21 protein-coding genes and 1 pseudogene are annotated in these 22,046 nt (G+C 61.8%); 9 read left to right on the top strand and 13 right to left on the bottom strand.

Going from position 1 to position 22,046, the window contains the following annotated elements:
• Positions 1-195 precede the first annotated feature (195 nt).
• On the top strand, positions 196-1,404 hold the full coding sequence (locus FJV77_RS21330; protein WP_142868603.1) for an MFS transporter: 1,209 nt from the start codon (positions 196-198) through the stop codon (positions 1,402-1,404).
• Positions 1,405-1,540: 136 nt separating this feature from the next.
• Complete coding sequence (locus FJV77_RS21325; RefSeq protein ID WP_246691322.1) at positions 1,541-2,170, top strand: ankyrin repeat domain-containing protein; 630 nt, start codon at positions 1,541-1,543, stop codon at positions 2,168-2,170.
• A gap of 154 nt (positions 2,171-2,324) precedes the next feature.
• On the opposite strand, the gene FJV77_RS21320 is transcribed toward FJV77_RS21325, so the two are convergent.
• From FJV77_RS21320 to FJV77_RS21310, 3 genes are all read right to left on the bottom strand, one after another.
• Positions 2,325-2,627 (bottom strand): DUF1330 domain-containing protein, encoded by a 303-nt coding sequence (locus FJV77_RS21320; protein WP_142868601.1) that lies wholly within the window; start codon positions 2,625-2,627, stop codon positions 2,325-2,327.
• 155 nt (positions 2,628-2,782) lie between these two features.
• Positions 2,783-3,349 carry a GNAT family N-acetyltransferase gene (locus FJV77_RS21315; RefSeq protein ID WP_142868600.1) on the bottom strand — a complete coding sequence of 189 codons (567 nt, stop codon included), beginning with the start codon at positions 3,347-3,349 and terminating at the stop codon, positions 2,783-2,785.
• Between the two features lie 18 nt (positions 3,350-3,367).
• The gene (locus tag FJV77_RS21310) at positions 3,368-5,653 is read right to left on the bottom strand and encodes a cation:proton antiporter (protein ID WP_142868599.1); all 2,286 of its coding nucleotides are present in this window, start codon (positions 5,651-5,653) and stop codon (positions 3,368-3,370) included.
• A gap of 179 nt (positions 5,654-5,832) precedes the next feature.
• Between FJV77_RS21310 and FJV77_RS21305 the strand changes: the two genes are divergently transcribed.
• Entirely contained in the window at positions 5,833-6,021 is a 189-nt protein-coding gene (locus tag FJV77_RS21305) for a hypothetical protein (protein WP_142868598.1), read from the top strand.
• A 209-nt stretch (positions 6,022-6,230) separates the two neighbouring features.
• Complete coding sequence (locus tag FJV77_RS21300) at positions 6,231-8,453, top strand: diguanylate cyclase (RefSeq protein WP_142868597.1); 2,223 nt, start codon at positions 6,231-6,233, stop codon at positions 8,451-8,453.
• Positions 8,454-8,502: 49 nt separating this feature from the next.
• Here the strand turns inward: FJV77_RS21300 and FJV77_RS21295 are convergent, their stop codons facing one another.
• The 8 genes from FJV77_RS21295 to FJV77_RS21260 form a co-directional block, all read right to left on the bottom strand.
• Positions 8,503-9,171: an RNA ligase family protein gene (locus tag FJV77_RS21295; RefSeq protein WP_142868596.1), complete on the bottom strand. Its 669-nt coding sequence runs from the start codon at positions 9,169-9,171 to the stop codon at positions 8,503-8,505.
• Positions 9,172-9,584: 413 nt separating this feature from the next.
• Positions 9,585-9,923, bottom strand: a complete 339-nt coding sequence (locus FJV77_RS21290; protein WP_142868595.1) for a hypothetical protein — start codon at positions 9,921-9,923, stop codon at positions 9,585-9,587.
• A gap of 18 nt (positions 9,924-9,941) precedes the next feature.
• Positions 9,942-10,502: an ATP-binding protein gene (locus tag FJV77_RS21285; RefSeq protein ID WP_185970386.1), complete on the bottom strand. Its 561-nt coding sequence runs from the start codon at positions 10,500-10,502 to the stop codon at positions 9,942-9,944.
• Positions 10,503-10,504: 2 nt separating this feature from the next.
• Entirely contained in the window at positions 10,505-12,871 is a 2,367-nt protein-coding gene (locus tag FJV77_RS21280; RefSeq protein ID WP_142868594.1) for a SpoIIE family protein phosphatase, read from the bottom strand.
• Complete coding sequence (locus tag FJV77_RS21275; RefSeq protein WP_142868593.1) at positions 12,868-14,046, bottom strand: class I SAM-dependent methyltransferase; 1,179 nt, start codon at positions 14,044-14,046, stop codon at positions 12,868-12,870. Before FJV77_RS21275 ends, FJV77_RS21280 begins: the two co-directional genes overlap by 4 nt.
• Entirely contained in the window at positions 14,043-14,564 is a 522-nt protein-coding gene (locus tag FJV77_RS21270; RefSeq protein ID WP_142868592.1) for a ubiquinone biosynthesis methyltransferase UbiE, read from the bottom strand. Before FJV77_RS21270 ends, FJV77_RS21275 begins: the two co-directional genes overlap by 4 nt.
• Before the next feature lie 265 nt (positions 14,565-14,829).
• The gene (locus FJV77_RS21265) at positions 14,830-16,479 is read right to left on the bottom strand and encodes a bifunctional diguanylate cyclase/phosphodiesterase (protein WP_142868650.1); all 1,650 of its coding nucleotides are present in this window, start codon (positions 16,477-16,479) and stop codon (positions 14,830-14,832) included.
• 417 nt (positions 16,480-16,896) lie between these two features.
• Positions 16,897-18,039: an AraC family transcriptional regulator gene (locus FJV77_RS21260; protein ID WP_142868591.1), complete on the bottom strand. Its 1,143-nt coding sequence runs from the start codon at positions 18,037-18,039 to the stop codon at positions 16,897-16,899.
• Positions 18,040-18,341: 302 nt separating this feature from the next.
• On the opposite strand from FJV77_RS21260, the gene FJV77_RS21255 reads away from it, so the two are divergent.
• From FJV77_RS21255 to FJV77_RS21245, 3 genes are all read left to right on the top strand, one after another.
• Positions 18,342-18,644, top strand: a complete 303-nt coding sequence (locus FJV77_RS21255) for a hypothetical protein (RefSeq protein WP_142868590.1) — start codon at positions 18,342-18,344, stop codon at positions 18,642-18,644.
• 115 nt (positions 18,645-18,759) lie between these two features.
• Complete coding sequence (locus FJV77_RS21250; RefSeq protein ID WP_142868589.1) at positions 18,760-18,990, top strand: hypothetical protein; 231 nt, start codon at positions 18,760-18,762, stop codon at positions 18,988-18,990.
• A 153-nt stretch (positions 18,991-19,143) separates the two neighbouring features.
• Positions 19,144-19,875, top strand: a complete 732-nt coding sequence (locus FJV77_RS21245) for a DUF2270 domain-containing protein (RefSeq protein WP_142868588.1) — start codon at positions 19,144-19,146, stop codon at positions 19,873-19,875.
• Here FJV77_RS21245 and FJV77_RS21240 read toward each other — a convergent pair.
• Together FJV77_RS21240 and FJV77_RS21235 are read right to left on the bottom strand one after the other, a co-directional pair.
• Positions 19,826-20,254: a hypothetical protein gene (locus FJV77_RS21240; RefSeq protein ID WP_142868587.1), complete on the bottom strand. Its 429-nt coding sequence runs from the start codon at positions 20,252-20,254 to the stop codon at positions 19,826-19,828. The genes FJV77_RS21245 and FJV77_RS21240 overlap by 50 nt on opposite strands.
• 177 nt (positions 20,255-20,431) lie before the next feature.
• A complete protein-coding gene (locus FJV77_RS21235; protein ID WP_142868586.1) occupies positions 20,432-21,325 on the bottom strand; it encodes a LysR family transcriptional regulator in 894 nt (297 codons plus the stop codon).
• A gap of 150 nt (positions 21,326-21,475) precedes the next feature.
• Here FJV77_RS21235 and FJV77_RS21230 point away from each other — a divergent pair, with 150 nt between their 5' ends.
• Both FJV77_RS21230 and FJV77_RS33045 read left to right on the top strand, forming a co-directional pair.
• Positions 21,476-21,880 carry a cupin domain-containing protein gene (locus FJV77_RS21230; RefSeq protein ID WP_142868585.1) on the top strand — a complete coding sequence of 135 codons (405 nt, stop codon included), beginning with the start codon at positions 21,476-21,478 and terminating at the stop codon, positions 21,878-21,880.
• Positions 21,877-22,029: pseudogene (locus tag FJV77_RS33045) on the top strand (carboxymuconolactone decarboxylase family protein); the annotation flags it as partial. The gene FJV77_RS21230 and the pseudogene FJV77_RS33045, both read left to right, overlap by 4 nt.
• Positions 22,030-22,046 lie beyond the last annotated feature (17 nt).

Raw genomic sequence — 22,046 nt, 5'->3', positions numbered from 1 at the left:
GGCAGCGCATTTTGTCGGCGACGCGCAGTCCTTGCGCCGCCTACCTTCACGACATCCGGTAGACTTCCGCACAAACCGGATAAAAAATGCAACCGGATTGTCGGATTCGAAATCCCGCCAACGTCCTTCGGACGCAAGCGGCGTGACGAGGCTGGAAAAAGTCGCGCCGCATCGAACCGAATTCAGGAGAAGACCATGAACAATTCCTATCGTTGGGTCATCGTCGCGGCGGGGGCGCTGATGACCTGTGTGGCGCTCGGCGCGATGTTTTCGCTGGCGATCTTTCTCGAGCCGATGGCGCTGGACACCGGCTGGTCGCGCACCGGCATTTCGAGCGCCATGACGCTGAACTTTTTGGTGATGGGCGCCGGCGGCTTCGCCTGGGGCGCCATCTATGATCGCGTCGGCGCCCGCCCCGTCGTCTTTGCCGGCGCGGTGCTGCTTGGCCTGTCGCTGGTGGTGGCGAGCCGCGCCAATTCGCTCATCGTCTTCCAGCTCAGCTACGGCGTCATCGTCGGGCTGGCGGCGAGCGCCTTCTTCGCGCCGATGATCGCGCTGACCACCGCCTGGTTCGACACTCATCGCAGCCTTGCCGTGTCGCTGGTGTCGGCCGGCATGGGCGTGGCGCCGATGACCATCTCGCCCTTCGCGCGCTGGCTGATCACGGCCTATGACTGGCGCACGGCGATGTTCGACATCGGCATCATGGCCTGGGTGTTGTTGCTGCCAGCCGTGTTGCTGGTGCGCCAGCCGTCGGCGGCCGTCGCGGCAGCGGATGGCAGCGCGCCGGCGCCTGCCGCCGATCCCGGAATGAGCGTCGGCCAGGCGCTGCGCTCGCCGCAATTCCTGGTGCTGGGCATGACCTTCTTCGCCTGCTGCGCGGCGCATTCGGGACCGATCTTCCACATGGTGAGCTATGCCATGTCGTGCGGCGTAGCACCCATGGCCGCCGTGTCGATCTACAGCGTCGAGGGCCTTGCCGGCCTTGGCGGGCGCGTGCTCTACGGCGTGCTCGGCGACAGGCTGGGCGCCAAGCCGGTGCTGATCGTGGGCCTCGCCATCCAGGCGGTGGTGATTGCCGCCTATCTCGCCGTCGGCAATCTCGAGCAGTTCTATCTCCTGGCCATCATCTTCGGCGCCACCTATGGCGGCGTCATGCCGCTCTATGCCGTGCTGGCGCGCGACTATTTCGGGCCGCGCATCATCGGCACGGTGCTCGGCGCCGCCACGCTGCTGTCCAGCCTCGGCATGTCGTTCGGGCCGCTCGCCGGCGGCATGATCTTCGATGCCTATGCCAGCTATTCCTGGCTGTTCATCGGCTCGGCGCTGGTTGGCCTGGGTGCCGCCGGCATCGCCATCGCCTTCCCGCCGCAGCCCGGCCGGGAGCAGCTGCAAGCGGCTTGAAATCCCTGGTTCCCGCCCGGCGCGGAAATCTGTTTGCCCCATGCATGCGATTATGAAAGGCTTCCGGCCGAAGACACCGCACGCCGGCCAGGCCGGCGTGCGATCCTAGCCAAGTCTGTTCACGGAGGCAGCTGCAGTGGGCCTGGAAGCCGAGGACGCGAGAGGCTGGTCGACCCTGTTGGGTGCGGCGGAGAAAGGCGACATCGAGACCCTCCGCGCCGAGCTGGCGGCGGGGGCTGACGTCAACCAGACGGATGAGGGCGGCTGGTCGGCGTTGCATCTGGCGGCCCACAACGCCCGCGGCCCGGTGCTCGAAGCGCTGATTTCGCATCCGCAGATCGACGTGAATTCAAGGAACAAGTGGAAGAGCACGCCGCTCAGCCTCGCCGCGGCCAAGGGACACCACGCCGCCATAACGGCGCTGGTCAAGCATCCCGACATCGATATCGACGCGCGCGCCGACTATTATGGCCGGACCGCCCTGATCGAGGCGGCAAGGACCGGGCATCTGGATATCGTCAAGCTGCTCGCCGAACACGGCGCCGATGTCAATGCGGCCGACAAGACCGGCCGCAACAGCGCGCTCATCGAGGCGATCAAGGGGCGGCACTACGACGTGGCGCAATATCTGCTGGAAACGAGGAAGGTGAACTTCCTCAACAAGGACATGCGGCTCAATGCCTTGATCTGGGCCGGCAGCACCCGCAATGCCGAGCTTATCGAGACACTGGAAGCAGCGATCCACGCCTTCTTCGAAGGCAAGTAAGCGCGTCAGATCGCTCCGCCACATTTCTCCCAGCGCGACATCTCACGGGCCTAAAGCGCGTCGCGCTGAAACGGATTCAAGCGACGCGCTTCAAGTCTTTGTTTTGATGCATGTCGTTGTCCCAGAACCGCAGCACACTTCTGGGCGACATGCATTAGGTCGGCGACAACGCGATCCCTTCGACAGCCAGGATGCGTGTCCTGGCGCTGCGAAAGCGGATCTCCTTCAAGCGCTCGTATTCCGGCGAGTCATACCAGGCCGAAAGCGATGCCATGTCGGGAAATTCGATGATGACGAGACGGTGCGGGTGCCAGTCGCCCTCGAACACCTTGGTCGCGCCGCCGCGCGCGAGATAGCGGCCGCCGTAGCGCTCCTCGGTGGCCGGAACCTCACGCCTGTATTGATCGAATACGGCCGCGTCGGTGATATCGACATCGGCAATAAGATAGGCTGCCATCCCATGTGTCCTCCCCGTGTGCCAATCGTCCCTTCTCAAATTGCCTTGCACATCATCAGCAACGGCATCGGCGCCCGCCGCTACTGATGCGGCAATCATATTAGTATCAAATCATATTAAGCGCATCCGAGGAGACGGCTTGGTGAACCAAGCTATCAGGCGCCGCCGGCCTCCACCGTCCTTGCGACCACCCAGCGATGCTTGCCAATCTTGCGGGCGCGCTGAAAACCTTGGCGTTCAAACATCGCCAGCGTGCCATTGTGCAGGAAGGCTCCAGCGACCGAGCGTCCCTCTGCGTCTTCGGGATAGCTTTCCACAGTGCCGCCGCCGAGGCGGGCGATCTCGGCGAGCGCGCCGGCAAGTGCTGCCGCAGCCACCCCCTTGCCGCGATAGGCCTTGTCGGAGAAGAAGCAGGTGATGCGCCAGTCCGGTAGGCTCGTCAGCCCTTCCTCATAGGCGCGCCGGTGCTTTATGCGCGGCAGCTCCTGGGTCGGCCCGAACTGGCACCAGCCTACACAGGCCACGCCGTCGAAAACGAGCGCCGCATGTGCATGGCCCTCGCGGACCCGGGCCTCCTTCTCGGCGCGGTTCCCGGCAGCGCCGACGCCTTTGGCGTGGAAGGCCATGCACCAGCAGCCGCCCCACACGCCATTGTGCCGCTCGACCAGCGTGGCGAAATGCGGCCATGTGGTCTCGTCGAGGGGTTTTGCGCTGAAGCTCATCGTGACCTCCTTGGCTTGTCAACCCGTCCCGGAGCGCAGCGCCTCGCGGGCGGCGTCGTCGCGGGGCAACCGTTCGTCGGAGATCAGCACCACCGGGCAGCGGCAGTGTTGCAGCACGCTGCTGGTCGTCTCGCCGAACAGCAATTCCTCGCCAGGCCGTCGCGCCACGCCCATGACGATCATCGCCACCCCCCTGCCGGCCTGGCGGGCAATGGCATCGGCGGCGGCGGCCCTGCTGCGGATGGCAGTCTCGACCTCTACGCCGTAGCGGTCGGCAAGCGCAACGATGTCCTTCAGCACCGCCTCCCTGCGACGATGCGAGACGGTGTCGCGCGGCTCGTCGCGGCCGACCCGCGCGACATAGAGCATCTTGACCGGCGCGCCGGTGACGGCGGCAATGGCAAGCGCCAGCTCGGCGCCACGGCGGGCGACTGACGTGCCGTTGACCGGCACCAGGATCCGGCCGGCCCCGGCTCCGAGCCTCGGCATCTGCCGGCCGGCGGCGGCGGGTTTCAAAACCAGGCAGAGCGGGCCGTCGAAAGCGCCGGCGATCTCATCGAGGCGGCGGGTGAAGCTGCCCTTGGCGGCAAGCGCGCGACCGAGCCCGACAATCAGCATGCCGTAACCCTTGCGCGCCTCCCTCGCCACGGTCTCGGCCGATACGTGCCTGCCGTGCCTGCGGGTGACAGGAGCCCTGGCGGCGGGCCGCTCGTCGGCCTCCTTCGCCGCCTCGCGGTTGTGCTCGGCCCCCTTCTCGATCTCCTCCAGTTCCACTCCCGGCTCGGCCTCGTTCTCGCCGCCGGCATGCAACACTGTCATCGGCTTGCCGGCGCCGATCACGCCGGCCATGTAGGCGGCGAAGCGGCCGACGACGCCCTCGTCGGCTACCACCAGCAGCCGCTCCAGATTGGCGACGAAGCCGCGCTGGTCGACCTCCTCGCGCTCCAGCCGCTTCTTTTCGGCCTCGCCGAGTGTCAGGCGACCAAGTGCCCAGCGCAGCGTCGGCGGCATCGCTAGGGTGGTGATGACGGCCATGGTGACGATCATGGTGAAGAGGTTGTGCGAAAGTACGCCGATCGAAAGGCCGATCGAGGCGACGATGACCTCGGTCGAGCCGCGCGCGTTCATGCCGCAGCCGACCGCGATGCCCTCGCGGCGGCTCATGCCGGCCAACTCCGCGCCGATGAAGGCGCCGGCGAACTTGCCCAAGCTGGCGATGGCAACCAGCGCCACGGTGAGCAGCGCAAGCTGCCGATCAAGGAGCACGGTGAGGTCCGCCGAGAGACCAGCGACACCGAAGAACACCGGCATGAACAGCGCCGTGATGACGCCGCGCAACTGGCCCTCGATGTGGCGCGACAGAATCGGCGACTCGCCCACAAGGATGCCGGCAACGAAGGCACCGAGCACGGTGTGGACGCCGATCAGGTCGGTGATCAAAGCCATCACGCCCATGATGGCGAGGATGACGGTGACGACGGCATATTCGCTGCTGAAACTGTCGTTGGTCCAGCGGATAGCGTCGAAGACGATGCGGCGGCCGATGGTGAAGGAAAAGGCCATGAAGGCGGCGACGCCCGCAAGCGTGAAGGCAAGGCTGCCGAGGTCGATGCGGCCCTTGGTCGCGATGCCGATTGTGATGGCGATGATCACCCAGCCGATCGTGTCCTCGAAAATCGCCGAGGAGACGATGATCTGGCCGAGGTCGCGGCGCATGAAGTTCATCTCGCGCACCACCATTGCGACGATCTTGACCGAGGAGATCGACAGCGCGGTGCCGAGGAAGAGGCCGGCGACGACGCGCTCGCTGCCCTCGGCGAGCAGCGACGCCGGCATGGCCTGCGCGGCCGCGAAGCCGAGCACGAAGGGAATCGCGACGCCGGCGGCGGAGATGGAGAAGCAGGCGCGGCCGACCCTGCGCACCAGTCTGAGGTCGGTCTCCATGCCGGTGAGCAGGAGCAGCATCAGCACGCCGAGCTGGGCGATGGCGTTGATCATGCTCTTTTGCGAGGCGTCGCCGGAGAAAACCAGACGCTCCGCCTCAGGCCAAAGCCAGCCGAGCAGCGAGGGTCCGAGCAGGATGCCGCCGATGAGCTGACCCATGACGGCCGGTTGGCCGATGCGTTCGAGCAGCTCGCCGAGGCCGCGCCCGACGACCAGCAGCAGGATGATTTCCAGAACGAAAATGCCTTCGCTGGACATGCCGGTCTTTTCAGCCGGCAAGGCTGCGCCCGGGGTGAGCAACAGGCTCGCCGCCGCGATCACGACAAGCCAGCGCCATTTGTGCGGGAACGATAAAGACATGCACCCCTCATTCTGCCGGAAATAACGGTTGCATGCGACATCGGTTGCACGGGCGCCGCTCCCATCAAGCACATCCGGCGAGGTCACGACAATTCGATTCAAAGGCGGCTGTGGATGTTTGCTTTCGGGTAAAGCGAGTCGCACATGTTCGGCGCACGGCGGGCAATAAGGAGAAGCTAATGAAAAGCGACTTTGCCGCCGCCCGGCTGCATCTGGAGCGGGCCGGCCACTATCTGCGCGGCGACGACGAAACGAGCAGCGAGGCCCTTGCGGCGCTCGACCTGTTGATCGAGGCGATCGTTGCGGCCCAGTACACACGGCCGGTGGCGGAGGTGGTGGATTTTCCACGGTCGGCAAGGCTGCGGTAGTCCCACGAGGAGGCCGCTTCGGGTAGGAGCGGCCTCGGCGTGCCATCGGCTGGACGAGCCGGCAATCGCCCGTCTTTGATCGCGTCCGACGGGGCAAGGTTCGGGCTCGCCGTTAGCACGTTGATAAGCATTTGGTAATAAAAGACAGACAATGGAATACAGGCTCGATCCAGTGCATAGGATGCGGGTATCCTCGGCGGATTCGTGTCATGCGCATTAGAAGCCAGATCATCCTCAGCATGGTGAGCGCCGCGGCCTTGATCGGGCTGGTTGGCGGCGTTGCCATCTTCACGCAGATCGCCGCGACCAAATATCTTGGACTGACCGAAGCGACCAACGTCGCGCGCGAACTGGCCGACACCATCGTCTTCAAGCCGTCCGACGGGACGCCTTCGCTGTTCGAGCGGCCTGACGCGCTCAAGCAATTCATGGAGCACCAGCACCGCCGCATGCGTCGGGACTTCCTGGTCCTCGACCGCAACAAGATTGTCGTCGCCCATGCGGCCGACGAAGAGCACCAAGTCGGCGACAAGTTCGATCACGATCCCGGCAACGAGATCAGCCAGACGCTGGAAGACGGCGTCCCGCGCAGATTCGTCGACCCGGAGGAAGTCAACGCCATACTCGCCGTGCCGATCGAATATCCCGAGGATACGATCATCGGCGCCGTGCTGCTGGAATATGATCCCGTTCTGCATGCAGCCGAACAGCGCACCAACAGCATGCTCTGGCTGGTTGGTCTCAGCGCGGCGGCGGCCGTGCTGGTCGCGGTGGGGTTTGCATGGATGCTGCTCAGCCGTTTCGGCTCCGGCCTCAAGGATATGATGGGCGGCATGGAAGCGCTGGCGAAGGGCAATGCCATGACCCGCATCAGCCATGCCCGCAAGGATGAATTCGGACAGCTGGCCGACGGGTTCAACACCATGGCGGACCAGCTTGCATCGGCGCGGGCGCATGTCGAGGATATCGTCGAGACGGCGGCCGAAGGCATCGCGGTGCTGGACAGCGACGGCCGCATCGCCAGCGCCAATCCGGCGGCCGCAACGATGATCGGGCGCCGCGCCGACAAGATCGTCGGGCAGCAATGGGATTCGGTGCTGACGGTGCGCGACCCGAGAGGTGGCGCCTTCGCAGCCGGCACTTCACCGATCGAAATGGCCTTGGCCACCGGCCGCCAGCACCAGCGCGAGGTGCGCCTGACCAAATCCGATGGATCTCATCTGCCGGCTATCGCCAGCTGCAGCCCGCTCAGCCGATCCGACGGCGGTCTGGTCCTCACCCTCAACGACATCAGCGAGCTGCGCCGCGCCGAAGGGGTCGTCAATGAGCGTGCCGATCAGCTGGCGGTGCTTAACCGCGAGCTGCACGAGAAGTCGGAAACCACCACCCGCCTGGTCAAGCTTGGCGAGCTGTTGCAGGCCTGCGTGACCTTCCCCGAAGCTTTCTCAGTGGTCGGCACGGCCATGACCGAGTTCCTGGGCGGCTTGAGCGGAACCGTGCATTTGACCAGCGCCTCGCGCAATCTGGTCGAGGAGATGGCGCATTGGGGCGACGTTCGGTCGAGCGCCACGCAATTTGCGCCGGAAGACTGCTGGGCGCTGCGGCGCGGCCAGGAGCATGTCGCCGGCCCGGGCATGCTGACGCCGCGCTGCGCCCATATCACCGAGAATGGCAAGAAGGGCTACGTCTGCATGCCGCTGGCGGCGCAAGGCGAGACGCTCGGCATCCTGCATCTGTGCGAACCGAACGCAGCCGAGAAGCCGCAATGGCTGGCTGAAAGGCAGCAGATCCTGCGCGGCGTCGTCGACACGCTGGCATTGGCGCTGGCCAATCTGCGCCTGCGCGAGACGTTGCGGCAGCAATCGATCCGCGATCCGAACACCGGCCTGTTCAACCGGCGCTATCTCGAGGAAACGAGCAGCCGTGAGCTGCGCAGAATGGAGCGCTCGGCCCAGCCGCTGACGATCCTCATGCTCGACGTCGATCATTTCAAACAGTTCAACGACACGTTCGGTCACGAAGCCGGCGACCTCGTGCTGAAGCAAGTCGCCGCCACATTGATCGAGCACGCGCGCGAAAGCGACGTGGTGTCGCGCTACGGCGGGGAGGAATTCGCCATCGTCATGCCGGGATGCTCGCTCGAGGAAGGCGCCGAGCGGGCGGAAGCACTGCGCCAGGCAATCAGGCTGCTTCACCTGACGCATCGCGGCCGCACGCTGGGCACCGTGACGGTCTCGTTCGGTGTCGCCGCCTACCCCGAGCATGGGTCGGGTTGGGCAGAAATCACCAATGCCGCCGACCACGCGCTCTACGATGCCAAAGGCGAAGGACGCGACCGCGTCGTCGTCGCCAAGAGCGCAGCTCCCGGCGAGCGGCCCGCGATCCAGCTGGTATCGGCCGCCGCGAAAGCGAGCGTGGACAACAAGGGCTAACTGGCGGTCCGAGCTGCAATCAGCACTGCCGATATACCGTCTCTCGCCGTCAAGCGTGGCCACCAGGGCCATTGGAGCCGTGCCAGGCTGGCGAATGACGCTCGGCAATTCGGAAATTGCCCTCCTCGAAATATCTGGCCTTCAGCCATGTGGTCGACGGTCCGCTCCGGTAGCGGCTGTCGGCGCGCTTCGAGATGATGCCCTCAAGCCCCACCTTGTCGATGGCGCGAAGGATCGCCAGCGCATCGCCGTCGAAATGCTCGCTGTACCGGATCTTGCCGGCGCCAGGCTCAACCAGTTGCCACAACACGTGCTTGCGCTGCAGCAGGGGCAAGGGGGCAAGATTGCGACCATCGAGATGGAGGATGTCGAACGCCACGAACACCAGCCGGCTCGGCTCATTCCAGATCGCGGCTTCCAGCGCAGGGTAATCGGGAGCGCCCTGCTCACCGGCTACAATGACCTCGCCGTCGAGAATGGCAGCCCTGCATGGCAGCTCGACTGCCAGCGCGATGGGCCAGTATTTTGCCGTCCAGTCATGGCCGTTCTTGCTGAAAAGACGCACACCGCCTTGATCGATGATGAGCTGCGTCCTGTAGCCGTCGAACTTGACCTCGTGAACCCATCCCTCATCGTCGGGCGGTTGCTTGACCAGAGTCGGGATCTGCGGCGGAATGAACTCCAGCCGGCCGCCGCTGACCTTGCTACGCTTACTCAATGACGGACACCTTTGACCGCGTAGCGGGGGGCGTTGTCGGCACAGGCAGCGACACCCCAGCTATCTGGACGCCTGCCGCCTGTGCCGAGCCCCCGCCGGACTATCGCGAACATCTACGGACGAGGCCGGAATGTCGTTAGCTTCGCATCCAGATACTTATCCTGGCGTACATATCTCGCTCTCGGTGCGGCGATCTTGCACCGACTGGCCGATGCTGCCCAGGATTGCCACTGGCTCATGCGGTCCCTTGGCCAAATTCGGGCGACCCAGTTAAGGTCTGTTGGTCTTCAGGCCTGAAGACCAACAGACGTTAAAGCGCGTCGCGCTGAAACGAATTCAAGCGACGCGCTTTAAGTCTTTGTTTTGATGCATGTCGTTGTCCCAGAACCGCAACACACTTCTGAGCTCATGCATTAGTCCATCAAAAGCACCAGGGCGGGATGCAGTTTCTTCAGGTTCGGCAATGATTTCGATTGCCAGGGTATGTCGGGCGTTCCACGCACGACGAGTCGAACATCGGGATGCTTGCGTACCTCGATGGTAAATTTCGCCAGCAGGTTGATGCCGGAAGAGTTGAGAAAGTGAAGGTCCTTCAGATTGAGTGTAATAGAAGCGGGACTTGAGGCAAGAACACTGGTCGCCAAAGCCGTGATGGGTGCACCGGCCTCGGAACTGGCAAGCCGCATTGCGCCGTCGAAGAAGATATCGCTTCCTTCGTTCCACACGCGGTAGTCGTCTGTCTTGATTTCCATGGCCTGGCTTCGCTTCTTCTAGTTGTGCGCTTGCGAGATCGGAATGGAGGCATAGGTTTCCAGGCAAATCCGATCGCTTTCGTCGGCGGAGCTGAATATCCAGGCCAAGCGTGCGCCATAGTCGCTCATCAACGTCAGCAATCCGAGTCCGGAGCGTGACACGTCGGGGCTCGCGGCATTCGCTTCAATTCGCTGTATCAGCAGGTCTCTGGGGTCGCCAACCGTGATGTCCGCCAGGAGGTTTTTGAACTCGGAGGCGTCTTTACCATCGACGTCATTCGACACCTTGAGCTTGAAGCACTCCGAATCCATCGACGCCTCGATCACGATCTCGCCCGGTGCACGAAACTTGACTGCGTTCTCGATTAGCTCGTTGACCAGATATCCTATGCTGTGCCGCACTTCGATGTAGTCATTGCGCGACGACCGGAAGCGCAACGCGAAAAGATCGGCGATGAAGTCCGAGGTGGTGGCACAATGACGCCAACTCAAGTCGAGAGGTCCGTCGAACAGCCGAACGCGACTGACGCTCTCCTTCATCCCGATTGCAATGTCAGGGGTCCCGAACAGCGTTGTCATTGCTATGTGTGCCTGATGATCACGAGGGTGATGTCGTCATGGATCTTCTGGACTCCGATATGGGCCATCAGATCCTCGATGATCCCGGTCTTGATGTCCTCGGCGCTCCCGCCGTAACGTTTTTTTGCGCTCTGGCAGAGGCGCTCGAACCCGAATAGCCTTTTGTCCTGATCCTCCGCCTCGGTCACACCGTCGGTGTGCAGCACGATCACGTCGCCACTCTCGAACTGGATGTCACGCGTGTCGACGAACTTCGAGATGTCATTCTCCAGACCAACCGGCATACCCAGATCGAGCGTATCGATGCGTTCGACCTCCCCGTCCGCACGCACGACGAGAACGTCCTCATGCTGGCCGGACAGCGTTACCCGCTCATCCTCGAAGTCAAGAAAGGCCAGCGAGAGATGCTTGCCGGTGTTCGTCCGCTCGATGTTCTTGTAGATCGCTCTGTTCAGACGGTCCAGAAACTGGTGCGGATCCGCTTCGTCGGACTCCTGCAGCGCGCGTGCAACGGATTGGACCATCAGCATCAGCACGCCGCTCTCGAGACCATGACCGGTCACGTCGCCGATGCCGATCTTGATCCGTGATCCGTTCTGCAGGACGTCGTAATAGTCACCGCCCACCTCGTCGGCCGGCCGCATGTAAGCTGCGATCTCCAGCCCCGGAATCGCTTCGAGTTCGAATGGTTTCGGCAGGACCATCAACTGGATCTGCTTGGCAACCGCGAGCTCGGCGCCGAGACGGACGTTCTCGTCCTGCAGCTTTTCGTTGAGAGCGGAAATCTCCTGATTGGCGTCGCCGAGCTCTCTGGTTCGTTCGTCGACGAGTTGCTCGAGGTTTTCCGTGTGGAAGCTGATCTGCTCGGCCATGCGGTTGAAAGCGATGCCAGCGGCTCCAACCTCGTCGCGCGTTGGAATGCTGACGCGGACTGAATAGTCTTTGGACTGGAGCCGCTGGGCGGCACTGGCAAGCGCCCTGAGGCCCGCGGTGATCCGCTTCGAAATTCCGAGCACGGCCGCGAAAACAATCAGAAGCGAAACGATGATCGCACCGATCTGGAAGAGCAGGATACGATTGGTTGCGCGCGAAATGCTCTTCTGCGCGGCAAACAGGGACGCGTAGATCTCCCGTTCGGGAACGACGATCCCGACCGACATAGTTTCGGACTTGATCGGTCCCGAACTCCACAGATTGGTCGGCTTCAGTCGCTTGAGGACAACAATGTAGGGAACGCGTTCGCCCTTGTTGTCGAGCATGATATGCTGAATGACACCGTCATTGTTCTGGCCAAGAGGCAGCGATGCGATAGCCGGCTGCGTACTTCCCCGCAGGGACCGCTCCAGGCCGGTGACGCCCTGCGTGCCCGCGTCGCTTGATGAAGTCAGGCCGATGATCGCCTGGCCCGACGGATTGATCGCCACCACATTGCCAGTCGACATGGTGAGGAAGCCGAACCCGGTTTCAGCGATCTTCACCCTTTCGACGACTTCCGCGAGTTGATCGAGAGTGATGTCCGCTCCCGCCGTGCCGGCGATGCCGGTGCGATCGCGCGTCCACAACGGGTGGAAAAAGCTGACGATCAGCTTTCCCGTGATTGCATCGGTGTAAGGGGCTGTCTGGGTGATATCGTCAGGGACCGGACGCGACGCCGGATCCCTTGCCCATTGCTGCCATGAACCATAGATTCCCGGAAAGAAGAACTCCCAGAACTCCGCCTTGTTGTGGCCCGGATAAAGCTTGTCGAAGGTCTGCGCCTGGTTCGTATACGGCACAGTCCTGAAGATCGGCCGTTCTTTTGGACCAATATAGTACATTTGCAGTTTGGACGATCCGCTGGCCATGAGAGTCGGCGCGACGAGATCGATCACGGTACTGTCATCTATTTCCTTCTGAACGCCCGGCAGCGGAGCGTGGTCGGCGCCCAGCAGGTAGCCCCAGACACTGATCACAGAAGGCGCGCCCGGCAGGTTCTGCGCCCAATCGCCCTGCGCGTCGTAGACGACCTTCACGGAGCCGGGCGCTTCATGCGAAAGCGTCGCTCCGACCTCTTGCTGCCTCGTCGGTTCGTTGATCTGGGCCTGCAATACGCCAGCCAGCGCCTTGACGTCGCCGTGAACCCGGTCGAGCAGCAGATCGACGCTCAACGCTGTCGATTCGGCATAGGAACGAATGTATTCCTGGTTTGCGGTCGTCAGGCCCTCACCGACTTCCGATGTTGCGTCGCGCGACAGCTTCTGAACGTTCCAAAGGGCCAGGCCACCGCTCAGCAGGAGGTCGAACAGAACGGCGCCGCCAACGACCAACACGAATTTCGCCCGAAAGGAGCGCAGGCCGAAGCGCGGTGTAGGCTCATTGTCGGCTTTCATTGCGGCCGTCGCCCCGATGCGACCCAGATTGGCCAACCCGCATAACCTTTGGGGTGGAGCGCAGCGAAAATGTGGTCCTCGAAACCCTGCCGGAACTGTGCGACGAACTCCGGTCCATCGCCGCGCCTGGTCGCCATCTCGCCCGCATAGACATCCGCCCATGCCGCAATGACATCGGCGAAATCCTGCGGATCGCCGTCCAGGTTAGTGACCATGAAGGTCTCCACACGGATGTCTTCGAATCCTGCTTCCATCAGGTATCGCCGGCTCTTCGGCCCAAGCTCGACGTCCATCTCGAAATGCCCGAAGAGCTTTGCCACCTCGTTGTAGGTCCAACGGATGCTTTCGGCGCGCGGCTCGCCGAGGCAATGCGAATTCTTCTCGTTGGTGATGTAGACTCGCCCGCCCGGCTTGCATATGCGGTAGAGCTCCTTGAGGATGAGTTCAGGCCGATTGAATATCTGAAGGGAATGCCGGCAGGTCACCAGGTCGAACTGCGCTTCGTCGAGCAGCATCTCCGACGCATCGCCATAGGTATATTCGATGCCCCGGATATCGAACTCCCGCATCACCTGTCGAGCATAGTTCAGGCTCGATATGGAGTGGTCCAGGGCGACGATCCGCGATGGCTGGAACTCCTTCTGCACGAGCACGGCGAAATCGCCGATCCCGCAACAGATGTCGGCCATGACGATCCCCTGCCTCATGCCGTGTCGCGGCAAGATTGCGCGCTCGTGGCGCCAGGTCATCTTCGTCTGTGAACGCAGGATCGGAACGAACCCGCCTTCCTCGAGGAAGCCCTGTCCCGGATAGAATTCGCTGTCATACTCCTCGACCGTGATGTTCGGCTCGATTCCGCTCAAGCGACCGAATTTTCGCGAGGTCCATCCGACGACGCTTGACGTGATGACGACGAATTTGAGATCGGGCCGAGCGCGGCAGGTGTCTATGAGGATCCTCGAAAAGGCGTGAAACGCGGCGTTGTTCATCTGCGTCAGGCGTCTGACATTGAGGTAGAGAACGCCGCGCACACGGCCGATCGCATCGCGGAGCAATGCTATGCTGGGCCCAAGCTCGTCGATTGCCTGAGGCCGGACCACCCCGGCTATGGAGAACTCCTGGTTGTTGGCGTCATATTGCGCCTTGAAGCGCGGGAGGAGGTCGTAAGGGCTCAATGTTGCAGGCCCTCAAGCGGGAGATCCACGACAAGCTTGATTGCATCACCATCGGCTTCCTCCACCCTGAGTGCCGCGTTGTAGTCGACAGCCAGTTCCAGGAGCACGACCTCCCGGCTGGGCGCGAGATCCCCAGATACCGAATTGAGGTATCGCTCCCTGGCCTCTGTTCCTGTGACGTGTGATACAGCTTCTTCGTAGAATTGGCGCTCTTCTGGCACGCATGGGAACGTCAGCTCGATCCTGTCCGTCGCGCCGTGGCGGGACACCCTGCATGCCAGGTCACCACCGGCATGGCGCGTACGAGAGGCGACTTCCAGCAATTCATTGAGGGCAGAGGAAAAGAGATTTGAATGCCGGACCGAGTCTGATCTGTTTTGACTGATCATCCGGGCCATGTATGTCGAGACATAATCACAGTGTCTCCAGGCGGAGACGAAAGCCTTGATTTCCATGTCGATCTGGATCATGGGCGCAAAAATCGGCTCGCCAGCAAGCTCATGATGAACAGGTCCCATAGGCATCCTCCCTTGTTCCATCAGCGTTGTGCCCTGGTTGGGCGATGGCCTCCGCGACGAAAATTTCCCCGCGCGCCGTGATGAGTCACTCTTGCACCGACCCGAAGAGTTGAACGGTATCTGCCTCGATCGTTTCTACAAATCTCCACTTCACCGTTAACAAAGGGTGCAAGGTGCAAAGCAATCCCAGGACACGTGCGTAGCGGCTTTCCGCCCGGATTTGTGTAAAAACAAATACTTAGCTCCGTGGTTCTATCAAACCACTCTAAACCGCCCGATTTGATTCCTCCATCGCTCGCACCACCCTCAGCGGGGACCGTTTGATGAAATTGCCGGTTGCGTCGGCTCCGAGCGGGCGTCCCAGGAAATTGCCCTGCAGGCAATCGCAATTCTCCTTGATCAGCCACCGCGCCTGTGCCGACGTCTCGACCCCCTCCGCGGTGACGCTTATTCCCAGGCCGTGCGCCAGATTTATGATCGATCGCACGATGGTCTGGCTTTTGAGATCGGTCTCCAGGTCCGCAATGAAGTACTGATCTATCTTCAACGTGTCGAAGGGAAAGTTCTTAAGGTAGCTCAACGATGAGTAGTACGTTCCAAAATCGTCGAGCGATATTCGTATTCCCAAGACGTTCAGAGTGTTTAACGTGTCGATATTGTCGATCGTCTTCTCGAGAAGAACCGTCTCGGTTATCTCGAGTTCAAGTCGGTCGGCCCGGATTCCAACTGCGTCGATGACCTGAGCGACAGTATCCGTCAGCGAACCGCTAAGGAACTGAGCCGGCGACAGGTTCACTGCGATCGTCAGCGAGGAGGGCCACGTCAATGCCTGGCGACAGGCTTCCTCGAGCACCCATCGTCCAATCTCGTCCATCAGACCGTCCGACTCGGCGATCGGTATGAACACGCCGGGCGGAATGATTCCGACCTCCGGGTGCCGCCACCGCAGCAGAGCTTCGAAACCGATCACTGAGGAGGGAGGCCGAATGAGCGGCTGATACTCCAGATAAAGCTCGCCCCGCTCCAGCGCGGTTCGAAGGCTGCGTCTCAGATTCTCGCGTTGCTCGAGCAAGAGCAGCATCGAGCGGTTGAATGTTCGAGCGCAGCCGCGTCCGTCTGTCTTGGCCGCGTAAAGAGCAATGTCGGCGGCTTTCATCAACTGTTCGCCATCGGTCCCGTGCTCCGGCCCGAAAGCAATTCCGATACTCGAGCCGACGAAGACGGGAATGCCGTTGATGACGAATGGCTGCTTGAACGCATCGACCAGCGATCCTGCGAGGCGCTCAGCCTCTGCGGGCTGTTCCTTTCCCAATTGGATGACAGCGAATTCATCCCCGGCATACCGGTATGCGGATTCGCCGTCCTGTAGCGCGTCGCGGATACGACCCGCCGCGAGTTGAAGAAGCGTGTCGCCTGCGCCATGGCCGAGCGTGTCGTTGACCGCCTTGAAATCGTCGAGGTCGATTTGCAGCAGGGCGGCTTTCGGCTTTGCTTCGCCGATGGCCGCCAGCGCTTGCTGTAGCCGCTCGCCGAATCGCCGCCGATTCTGCAGTCCTGTCAGCACGTCGTGCGTCGCGTGATGGAGGAGAGTTACATGCTCCTGCTCCTCCGCCGCGCTTCGCTCGCCGTGCCCCCTTGTCTCGATGATTCCCACACCATTCGCGGTGGCGAAGACGAAAACGGAACAGGGCACTTCGTCCGATGATCGCGGCAAGTCGATGTTTGCCGGGGTGCCGCCGTGGAACACGCGAAGAAATTGGTCGCGGTACCTCGCATCGAGGAAGCTCGGGTAGATCTCCCAAACGGCGGCACCCGGCGCTACCGCGCCTCCGTACACGCCTTTGAGCTTGGTTGCGTAGTGCGTCAAACAGAAGTCGCGGTCATAGAACGACAAAAGTTCGGTCGTGTTTGCCAAAAGGTCAGCGAGAAGCGCTTCGCCGGCACGTGGAACATCGCTTGAGGAAGACCCCTCATTCTGCGTGCCGACGCCTGATGCCTCTGGGTGCAAGAGCCACCTCCATAGGCGGTGCAAATTCGCGTCCCCCAGTCCAGAAATAGCATAACTACCAAGCTTGGCAAACTTTCAACCGGCAGTCTTAACAAGTTCCTAATGCTGCGCAGTTGCAATGTATGCTCCGCAGTGATTGGCGGCAAATTGTCGATAATGATGAATATTCACCGTTCGTTAATAAATGGGCAATTGGTGGGAATTAGCCATATGATTGATGACGCGTGGACGCGACACGAAATATTGTGGTCCATGCGGCGGCGTGCCCCGCCCCGGCACACCTTTTTTGAGCCTGCTCCGTCCAAAGATCGCCGATCCCCGTACTCAGCTTCCGAGCGCCTTGAGCCAACCTTCAAAGGAAGAGGCCTTCTCGTGTTCAGCACGCGAAACAGAGTGGGCGGGACGGGGCAACACCACCGTGCTGCGGCCTTCGCGGGGGCTGTAACCGAATTCCTTGCTGAATGCCCGGCTGAAATTGGCCGCTGAACTAAACCCGAAGGCCTCGGCAATTTCAACAATTCGCCGGCTGTCCACCGGATCGCTGAGCGCAATATGGGCTGCCAGAAGCCGACGGCTTTGGATGTAATGGAGAACACCACCGCTTGGTTCGAACAACTGATAGAGACGGGAGCGCGAGACGCCGAGCGCCCGGCACATTGAATCCGGTGTCAGATGAGCCGCATCCAGATTCTGGTGGACGTATCTGCGCGCCCGCTCCATGAGCGCAACATTCGCCAGTTGTTCGGCAGCGGCAGCATGTTCCGCCGCAGGCCCGAGGCAGGCGATGATCATGCTGCGCGTTGCGTGTACGATGCGAGGCAGATCGTCAGCCGTGAGGCTGCGCAGTCTTGCCTCTATGCTGTTGATGTAGCCGACCAGGAGGTTGGCAAAGTTGCCGGAAAGAATTGAATTGTTCTTCGCGTCGAGGCTTGCCGCCGCATCGGCGAACAAATCACGCGGCATATAGAGAACGAGACTTTCCGAGTCCGTTGCCCTCCCGCGAAACGGATAGCCTAGCGATCTGATCTCCAATTTGCCCGGTTCGCTTTCTGCAACGCGACGATCGACCTCCGTCCATGACTGGCCAGTATGGGGCAAGACGATGCACCAGTGATCGATGGAACTAGACCGGAGTTTTGCGGCAGAACGCATGTAACTGTGTGCCGCTGCGCGCTGCTGAACGATCAGCATGCCACCGAGGTTCCAGGCCGTGTGGTCGGCGGGAAAGCCATCGTCCGGCGATTTGCCATCCGGCAACTTGACCTCGACAAGCGGAGCCATATGCGCTTGCCAGGCGGCGAATTGATCCTCTGGCGCCAGTTCGAGCGTTGAAAAGGACAAAGGCTCGAGCGCCGGCGCGAGTGGCGAAGCTGACTCGTTGTGAGGTTGGGCTTCGCGCGGCCAACGACGTCGATCACGCTCCGGCGGCTGCCTCGCAGGTGCCTCGTCTGGCTTTTTAGCGTCCATCGCGTGGTGCCATATCCGATTCGGGTATGCCCCCTGCCCCTCTCAATCATGTGGTGTACCTCGGGCATCTGGCAAGACTTTGAGGCCGATATCGACAGACCAGCCAGATCCAGCCGTCGATGACCACAGCCGCAACCCTGCCAACTACAGCGGAACTCGCGTCGACAGAGCCGGCGATCGCGGTGAGTAACCGCAAGAAATGCATTCCCAGATAAGTTTCTGGATGCGACGCTAACGACACTCTTCAGCCCGCTGCATATAGAATTGAGCATTGTGGAAGCGTAGTTGGGGAGACCCCGTAAATGAACGCAAAACTCAACAGCGAAGTTCGTCGCAAGATAATTCTTGACGGATACGTTAACAACGAGCCGTTGAAGGATATTGCAGCCAGGATCGGATGCTCACTGGCAAGTTTGAAAGTAACAGCCAGTAAAATCGGCTGCACTCGAACTCCTAAGGAGGCGGCCGATTTTAGGCGCGGCTTTCATATCCCGGAAAACAAGCGGCAGGATTACTACCAGTTGATGAACATCGGTCAGTATAAAGCTCGCGAGTGTGCAGAAATTTTGGGATTGCTGACAGTTCAATCATCAGGAAACGAGTAAACTCACCGCAATATACCTTCGACGATATTATCGCTGGAGCATTCCATCGCCTCAGCGATTCGTCGGCGAAAAGCCCGCCGCAGAACGGGCTGCGGGCGCTGAAAGGTTCGCCCAGATGCTGCGTCGCCACTTCAATCGCACCTGCCTCAGCCCTCACGATCTCGCTGTTTGCGAACGCGTGTTCGATCAGGTCTGCGCGGATGAACATCTCGACCCCTTGGACCCGGACGCCGAAATCCTGGCGGTGATGGTTGTGGCCATTTTTCGAAATGCTCACACCGGCGAGTGCGAACTGCTGGAAGCGGTCAGGTCTCGTCGGCAAAAGGTCGCGGGAAGCGGGCATTAGCGCACCGCAGTCGATCGCGTAGCCGAGCGGGTCTGGCTGAGCGCATAAACCCCTCCAGGCTGGAACGTTTCAGCCCGCCGCGCGTTGCGTCTATTGGGTAAAGGCCGGCGTCGTTTCGGCCGGCCATGGCGTTGGGAGGCGCATGGCAAAGGGATGTCCCAGGTCCAGACTGTGAAGCCAGCCGAAGCGGCAGCAGCGCCGCGGGTTTCCGATGCGTTTGCGCTGAAACTCACCTCATCGGAACTCGCGACCACCATGTCACATTTCCACCGCGCCGAAATCGCCCGCATGGCCGGCTGGCGCGACCGTCTGGACCGCACCAGCAACTGGGCGATCACCGTCGTCGCCGCCATGCTCTCTGTGTCGCTGTCGACACCCAGCGCCCATCACGGCGTGTTGTTGTTCGCCATGCTGTTGATCACGCTGCTTCTGTGGATCGAGGCGCGGCGCTATCGCTTCTTCGACGTCTACCGGGCCAGGGTGCGCCAATTCGAGCGCTATTATTTCGCGCAAATCTTCTCGCCGCAGCCTGACTACGCCTCCAATTGGCTGGCCATCGTCGGCGAAGGCCTGCGTTCGCCACGCTTTCTGATCTCGCAGCGCGCGGCTTTGGTACGCCGGCTGCGCCGCAACTACATTTTTATGTACACGATCCTGATGCTGGCCTGGGTGCTGAAAATCACAACGCCCAGCCTGCAGCGCGAAGGATCGCCGATCGGCTTCGGTGCGTCATTTCTCGATGCCGCGCGCGTGGCGCAGCTCGGCGCTGTTCCGGGCATCTATGTGGTATGCATGGTCGGGTTGCTCTATGTCGGCATGCTTGCCGCCGCTTTCCTCATCTCGAGCGACGAAGGCGAGCTGTCGCATGGCACCGTGCATGTCTGAACATAGTCGCGAAAGCGCAATCCGGTTCTGCTGCGCTGACCTTCAGCAGACATTGTCGACCATCATTGCGGTCGATTCGGCCGGGTTGTGGACTCCTCAACCCGAGGGCGTGCGCGATGACGTTTGTGTGCGGTGAATGCGATGCGCAGCAGGCGGCGTTCAGCCAGTTGATCGCTGCCAGCGCGGGATCGTTGAGATTGATGTGGGCATAGAGCCCGGTCGTGGCATTGGCGGCTGTCCACAACAGCCAGGTCGCGTAGGAAATCGCCGTCGCGCCATGCTTGTCCTGCGCAACCCGCACGATCTGCGGCAGGTAAGAAACCACTCGCAAGCCGTTGAAAATGGTGAACAGATGGCAAGACAGATCGGCTAGCGTCATCCGAATCCCCCTGTAAGGCCGGACGTCCCATACCGTTCCTTGCAGGCGCGGCATCCGTTCACATGCCGGGTTCGAATTCCTGTTGCGGCCCGGCACCCCGCGCTAACCCACCGGCTTGGCTGCAGCGTCCCGAGAAGGATGCGATTATTTCGCCTAAGGCATGCCGACGCGTGTGGCTCAGCCGCGATGGCGCAGCGCATCGACAAGCAGCGAGAAGGCAGGCGTCGCCTGGCGGCGGCTGGGGTAATAGAGATGGTAGCCGGGAAAGGGCGGGCACCAGTCGGCCAGTACCCGCATCAACCGACCGTCGGCCAGTTGAGCCGCCACCTGATCCTCGGGCAAATAGGCAAGCCCGAGCCCCGCCAGCACGGCATTCAGGCGCAGTGCCGCCGTGTTGAAGACCAACTGGCCCTCAACGCGAACCTTCAACTCGCGTCCGGCCTTTTCGAATTCCCAGGCGTAGAGTCCGCCATAGGTCGGCAGGCGCAGATTGATGCAATTGTGGGTCGTCAGGTCCTGCGGCGTGCGCGGCTTTGGCCGCGTGGCGAAGTATGCTGGCGACCCCACCACCGCCATGCGCATGTCGGGGCCGATGCGCACGGCGATCATGTCGCGCGCCACCTGTTCGCCAAGCCGCACACCGGCATCATAGCGCTCGGCAACGATATCGGTCAGGCCGTAGTCGACGATGATTTCGACCCTGATGTCGGGATAATCGGGCAGGAACTTCGCCAAGGCCGGCCAAAGGATTGCATCCGCCGAATGTTCGCCGGCGGTGATGCGGATGCTGCCGCCGGGTTTTTCGCGCAGTTCGCTGAGCGCCGCGAGTTCGGTTTCGATCTCGTCCAGCCTCGGCCCTATCGTGCGGACCAGGCGTTCGCCGGCCTCGGTCGGCGACACACTGCGCGTGGTGCGGGTCAGAAGCCGCACGCCGAGCCGCTCTTCCAGCGCGCGCAACGTGTGGCTGAGCGCCGATTGCGAGACGCCGAGCTTGGCCGCAGCTTTGGTGAAGCTCCGCTCGCGCGCGACGGCGAGGAAGGCGGTGAGCTCATTCAGATTGTCGCGCGGCATTGATGAGCTCTCCTCATAGGTTCATGCCGGATATAGCACCTAATCGTGGATAATCGCAGGCCCTAAATAGGCTCCATCACAAATCGGGCAGTCCAAGGCGGGGGCAAAGACGGCGGCCATCTCCCGCTGGCATCGAGAAGGAACAAATCCATGGACATCAAGCGAAGCGGCTCGCAGCCCTCGGCGAAAGGCCCTGCCGACTATTTTACCGGATCGGTGCGCATCGACGCACCGTTCAAGGGCAGCGAGCCGGCCCGGGTCGGCGGCGCCACCGTGACCTTCGAGCCCGGCGCTCGCACCGCCTGGCACACGCATCCGCTCGGCCAGACATTGATCGTGCTGTCGGGAACCGGACTGGTGCAGCGCGAGGGCGGGCCGATCGAGGCGATCCGCCCCGGCGACATCGTCTGGTTCGCGCCCGGCGAGAAGCACTGGCATGGCGCGGCACCAGCCACGGCGATGAGCCACATCGCCATCGCCGAAGCGCTGGACGGCAAGGTGGTCGACTGGCTGGAGAAGGTCAGCGACGAACAATATGAGGTCAAGCCATCATGACCGGCGCATCTCCCAGGAACCCGTTCTCCGACATCGCCCCTGCCCTCGGCGGATACACCGACGAGGTACTATTCGGCGACGTCTGGAAGCGCCCCGGCCTGTCGCCGCGTGACCGCAGCCTCATCACCGTCGCCAGCCTGATTTCAGGTTACCGGATCAACGAAAT

The organism is Mesorhizobium sp. WSM4306 (assembly GCF_007003975.1).
Taxonomy (GTDB): Bacteria; Pseudomonadota; Alphaproteobacteria; order Rhizobiales; family Rhizobiaceae; genus Mesorhizobium.
The sequence above is the reverse complement of the archived record's forward strand: the minus strand, read 5'-3'. Positions and strand labels throughout refer to the sequence as shown.

Bases quoted from the DNA above. Each gene is read 5' to 3' on its own strand.
- FJV77_RS21240 (WP_142868587.1), bottom strand. From the start codon at position 20,254: ATGACGCTAGCCGATCTGTCTTGCCATCTGTTCACCATTTTCAACGGC.
- FJV77_RS21250 (WP_142868589.1), top strand. From the start codon at position 18,760: ATGCTGCGTCGCCACTTCAATCGCACCTGCCTCAGCCCTCACGATCTC.
- FJV77_RS21235 (WP_142868586.1), bottom strand. From the start codon at position 21,325: ATGCCGCGCGACAATCTGAATGAGCTCACCGCCTTCCTCGCCGTCGCG.
- FJV77_RS21315 (WP_142868600.1), bottom strand. From the start codon at position 3,349: ATGAGCTTCAGCGCAAAACCCCTCGACGAGACCACATGGCCGCATTTC.
- FJV77_RS21300 (WP_142868597.1), top strand. From the start codon at position 6,231: ATGCGCATTAGAAGCCAGATCATCCTCAGCATGGTGAGCGCCGCGGCC.
- FJV77_RS21290 (WP_142868595.1), bottom strand. From the start codon at position 9,923: ATGGAAATCAAGACAGACGACTACCGCGTGTGGAACGAAGGAAGCGAT.
- FJV77_RS21230 (WP_142868585.1), top strand. From the start codon at position 21,476: ATGGACATCAAGCGAAGCGGCTCGCAGCCCTCGGCGAAAGGCCCTGCC.
- FJV77_RS21280 (WP_142868594.1), bottom strand. From the start codon at position 12,871: ATGAAAGCCGACAATGAGCCTACACCGCGCTTCGGCCTGCGCTCCTTT.
- FJV77_RS21305 (WP_142868598.1), top strand. From the start codon at position 5,833: ATGAAAAGCGACTTTGCCGCCGCCCGGCTGCATCTGGAGCGGGCCGGC.
- FJV77_RS21310 (WP_142868599.1), bottom strand. From the start codon at position 5,653: ATGTCTTTATCGTTCCCGCACAAATGGCGCTGGCTTGTCGTGATCGCG.
- FJV77_RS21255 (WP_142868590.1), top strand. From the start codon at position 18,342: ATGAACGCAAAACTCAACAGCGAAGTTCGTCGCAAGATAATTCTTGAC.
- FJV77_RS21245 (WP_142868588.1), top strand. From the start codon at position 19,144: ATGTCCCAGGTCCAGACTGTGAAGCCAGCCGAAGCGGCAGCAGCGCCG.
- FJV77_RS21285 (WP_185970386.1), bottom strand. From the start codon at position 10,502: ATGACAACGCTGTTCGGGACCCCTGACATTGCAATCGGGATGAAGGAG.
- FJV77_RS21260 (WP_142868591.1), bottom strand. From the start codon at position 18,039: ATGGACGCTAAAAAGCCAGACGAGGCACCTGCGAGGCAGCCGCCGGAG.
- FJV77_RS21270 (WP_142868592.1), bottom strand. From the start codon at position 14,564: ATGGGACCTGTTCATCATGAGCTTGCTGGCGAGCCGATTTTTGCGCCC.
- FJV77_RS21330 (WP_142868603.1), top strand. From the start codon at position 196: ATGAACAATTCCTATCGTTGGGTCATCGTCGCGGCGGGGGCGCTGATG.
- FJV77_RS21320 (WP_142868601.1), bottom strand. From the start codon at position 2,627: ATGGCAGCCTATCTTATTGCCGATGTCGATATCACCGACGCGGCCGTA.